This window comes from Rhodococcus cerastii (assembly GCF_033042195.1).
Taxonomy (GTDB): domain Bacteria; phylum Actinomycetota; class Actinomycetes; order Mycobacteriales; family Mycobacteriaceae; genus Rhodococcoides.
Genome location: NZ_JAWLKF010000030.1, coordinates 1 through 2,660, shown reverse-complemented (window position 1 = coordinate 2,660; position 2,660 = coordinate 1). Strand labels below are relative to the sequence as shown.

2 protein-coding genes are annotated in these 2,660 nt (G+C 62.7%); both read left to right on the top strand.

Features of this window, described 5'->3' with window-relative positions; all coding sequences use genetic code 11:
• Positions 1 to 167 precede the first annotated feature (167 nt).
• Entirely contained in the window at positions 168 to 1,799 is a 1,632-nt protein-coding gene (istA, locus tag R3P93_RS24430) for an IS21 family transposase (protein WP_317534358.1), read from the top strand.
• A complete protein-coding gene (istB, locus tag R3P93_RS24425; RefSeq protein ID WP_243611201.1) occupies positions 1,796 to 2,599 on the top strand; it encodes an IS21-like element helper ATPase IstB in 804 nt (267 codons plus the stop codon). Before istA ends, istB begins: the two co-directional genes overlap by 4 nt.
• Positions 2,600 to 2,660 lie beyond the last annotated feature (61 nt).

Sequence of the window (2,660 nt, the reverse complement as noted above, 5' to 3'; positions counted from 1 at the left end):
TGTCGTCTGCCATGAGCATGGGACCAGCGTGACCTGATTTCTGCCAGGGTGATGGGACCACCTGGATTGCCAGTTATGGGACCACCGGCGCGCCTTGCCGGTGGTCCCGTCGTTTGCTCGTTCGATCGTCTGTGACAGCACGAAGTCCGTCACGGAGGTCGGTGAGCATGGCTTTTCGGGAGATCAGTGTGAACGAAATCAGAGAAGTACTACGGCTGTGGCTCGGGACGGCGGCACTGCCGGCTCCGGGGCTGCGCACGATCGCCGAGCATGCCGGTGTGGATCGTAAGACGGTCCGCCGTTACGTCGAGGCAGCCCAAGCAGCCGGCCTGACCAGAACCGACGATGCCGACGCGGTCAGCGACGAGGTGATCGCAGCTGTCGTCGCCACTGTCCGCCCCGACCGGCCGCACGGTCACGGCGCGGCATGGGAGCAGCTGGTGCCCCATCAGGAGCAGATCAGCAAGTGGGTGGCAGGCGACGGTGAACGTAAGCCGCTCACGATCGCGAAAATCGAGGTGCTGCTTGCCCGTAAGGGCTGCCAGGTGCCGTATCGGACGTTGCATCGGTTCGCTACCGAGATGTGTGGTTTCGGCCGCAAGAACCTCACGGTCCGCGTCGTCGACGGCGAACCCGGGATCGAATGCCAGGTCGACTTCGGGTACTTGGGGATGCTCACCGACCCCGACGACGGTCGGGCCCGCAAAGTCCACGCCCTGATCTTCACCGCGGTCTACAGCCGGCACATGTTCGTGTGGCTGAGCTATTCGCAGACGTTGGTGGCGGTCATTGCCGGCTGCGAAGCAGCATGGAAGTTCTTCGGCGGCGTGTTCGCGGTCTTGATCCCGGACAATCTCAAACCTGTTGTCACGACGGCAGACCCGATCGCTCCGCGGTTGAGCGATGGCTGGCTCGACTACAGCGCCCACGTCGGGTTCATCACCGACCCGGCGCGGGTGAGGTCGCCGAAGGACAAACCGAGAGTCGAACGCACCGTGCAGTACGTGCGCGGAAACTTCTGGGCGGGTGAACGATTCAACAGTCTCGAGCAAGCGCAGGAGGCGGCGGTTCGGTGGTGCAGCAGCACCGCAGGTATGCGCATTCACGGCTCGACATGCGCCCGACCGCTCGAGGTGTTCGAGGACTTTGAACTGTCGGTACTGCTTCCGGTTCCGGCGGAGTACGACGTGCCGATCTTCAAGGACGTGAAAGTCCACCGCGACTTCCACGCGGAGGTCGCTCGCGCGTTGTATTCGTTGCCGCAGCAGTGGATCGGATCGACACTGTCGGTCCGGGCAGATACCGAGCTGGTGAAGTTCTATCACCGCGGCACCCTGGTGAAGATCCATCCCCGCCAACCTGCAGGTGGGCGCAGTACCGACCGCGCCGATCTCCCCGAACACAAGAGCGACTACGCATTACGGGATGTCACCTCACTGATCAGGACCTGCAACGGTCACGGCCGCAATATCGGGATCTACGCCGAACGGATCCTCGATGACCCACTGCCCTGGACGCGGATTCGCAGTGTCTACCGGCTGCAAGGGTTGGTGAGACGTTACGGAGCCGAGCGGGTCGAACAGGCCTGCTCACTGTCGTTGGATCTCGACGTCGTCTCGGTCACCAAGATCGCGTCCATGTTGGAGCGGGCCACCGAGAAATCGACACCCGCATTGCCGAAAGCAGTGGGACAGGAATCGACGCGATTCTCTCGTGACCCATCCGAATTCCGTTCCACCACAACACCATCACTGACCGTCGTAGACGCCGGCTCCGCATCCATGGAAGGACACTCATGACCACCACTCGCACCCCAGCCACCACCGAACCGGTCGGCACAGACCTCGTCCGGCTACTCAAGGCCCTCAAACTCGGCGCGCTCGCCGACACACTGCCCGAACGCGCCGCTCTGGCTCGGCAACACAAACTCAGCCACATAGGGTTCCTCGAAGTGCTCCTCTCCGACGAAGTCAACCGCCGCGACTCCCGTTCGGCGACATTGCGATCGACCAAAGCAGGACTGGATCCGACGATGGCCTTCGAGGCCTGGAACACCCACGACGATCTCCGCTACGACCGCACCCTACTCGGAGACCTGACCTCACTACGCTTCCTCGACGCTCACCAGTCCGCGATCATCCTCGGACCCGTCGGCGTCGGTAAGACGCATCTGGCAACAGCATTGGGACACATGGCAATCCGGCGACGACACAGTGTCCTGTTCGCACGATCGGACAAACTGTTCACCCGACTACGCGCAGCCCGCCTCGACAACACCGTCGACGCCGAAATCCGGCGACTGACCGCCATCGAAGTCCTCATCATCGACGACTTCGCGCTACGCCCACTCGACGCCACCGAAACCAGCGACTTCTACGAACTCATCGTCGAACGCCACCGCAAGAAAACCACCGTCGTGACCTCCAACCGCGAGCCATCGGAGTGGCTGACCATGACCGCCGACACCCTCCTCGCCCAATCAGCCATCGACCGACTGACCTCCACCGCGCACACCCTCGTCATCGAAGGACCGTCCTACCGCCAACGCACCCGACCCGGAACAGTTGACCCCACCACCGACAACGAGCATCCTCAATAACGCGCCACGGTGGTCCCTACCCTCTGGCAACCAGGTGGTCCCATCACCCTGGCAAGCGACA

Excerpts from the sequence above, each read along its gene's own strand:
- istA (WP_317534358.1), top strand. The coding sequence starts at position 168 with ATGGCTTTTCGGGAGATCAGTGTGAACGAAATCAGAGAAGTACTACGG.
- istB (WP_243611201.1), top strand. The coding sequence starts at position 1,796 with ATGACCACCACTCGCACCCCAGCCACCACCGAACCGGTCGGCACAGAC.